The sequence below is a fragment of the Enterobacter sp. SECR19-1250 genome, from assembly GCF_013391025.1.
Classification (GTDB): domain Bacteria; phylum Pseudomonadota; class Gammaproteobacteria; order Enterobacterales; family Enterobacteriaceae; genus Enterobacter; species Enterobacter cloacae.
Genome location: NZ_JACASJ010000255.1, coordinates 1 through 1,367, shown reverse-complemented (window position 1 = coordinate 1,367; position 1,367 = coordinate 1). Strand labels below are relative to the sequence as shown.

Below are 1,367 nucleotides of genomic sequence, written 5' to 3'. Positions count from 1 at the left end.
CTATAAGGACTTCCCCGGCATGTCAAAGCCGGTATTTATGGTTTCTGTCTGCTCTTCAGTAAAAATAAAGGGGAGAGACTGCGGTACTATAAACGGCCATGATGAATCGTCATCGATTCGGGCCCTGATGAAAGACGCGCGTGAGGTTCTTGTTCGTTAAGCGGATACGTATATCCTGTACAATAGCCAGATAGGCCTCACGGGGTCTAACCCTTTATCATCAACGAATTGCAGGTCAGATGGTTATACAGCTTCGAGCTTTAGTTGACTGAGTACAGCCGGAAATCATCACCGTAATGTAGTGATGCCCAACACAGCCGCGCATTTTTGGCGGCGATGGCCACAACAGCCCGCCAGTACCCTCTGCGCTCAACCAACATACAAACCCAACGGCTGAATGAGTCAGTCCTTTTCCCGGCGCCAATAAGCACTGAACGAGCCCCCTGAACCAGAAGCGTTCGCAGATACGAATCACCGGCTTTTGTGATCCTGCCGAGTTTCGACTTTCCCCCGCTGCTGTATTGTGATGGCGTCAGCCCCAGCCAGGCTGCCAGTTGACGTCCATTTTTAAAATCATGTGCATTACCGATACTGGCGACCAGTGCACAGGCCGTTGTGGGACCAACGCCCTTTAGCTCCATCAGCCGCTGACTGCGATGATCTGTTTTGGCTATGTGGGACAAAATTCGGTCATATTCAGTGATGTTAGCTTCAATGCGATCAACGTGTTCCATCAAATCATCAACACATTGCTGAACCTGAAGCGGTAAAGAGCTCTTCTGCACAGAAACCATGTGGCGCAGGGCATCAGCACTTTGTGGCGCGATGACACCGAATTCAGATATCAATCCTCGCAGACGATTATACGTTGCTGTTTTCTCTTCGATAAAACCCTGACGGGTACGATGTAAACACTGCATGGCCTGCTGGCTTTCGTCTTTCACTGGTACGAACCGCATATGCGGACGACGAACAGCTTCACAGATAGCCTGAGCATCAGCTGCATCATTTTTTCCTGATTTTCCGGCCATACGATAAGGCGATACAAACTTAGCAGCCATCAGACGTGGCTCATGACCATACTGCCGAAACAATCTTGCCCAGTAGTGAGCCCCGGAGCATGCTTCCATCCCGATAACACAGGGAGGCAAACTTGCAATTAACTCAGGAAGTGCAGCACGCGATACTTTAGGCTTAACCAGAACAGTTCTACCATTTTGATCAACACCGTGAACAGCAAACACATTTTTAGCAAGATCGATACCGACAGTCGTGATAGTCATAACGAATTCCTCCGGGACGATGTGTACCCCATGATTGCACAAGAGTTAATCAGGCGCATAATCAGGGGAAGTCCCTTCCATTCG

General features: G+C 49.4%; 1 protein-coding gene. It reads right to left on the bottom strand.

Features of this window, described 5'->3' with window-relative positions:
- Positions 1–260: 260 nt before the first annotated feature.
- Positions 261–1,283: an IS110 family transposase gene (locus HX884_RS26415; protein WP_000156887.1), complete on the bottom strand. Its 1,023-nt coding sequence runs from the start codon at positions 1,281–1,283 to the stop codon at positions 261–263.
- Positions 1,284–1,367: the final 84 nt, after the last annotated feature.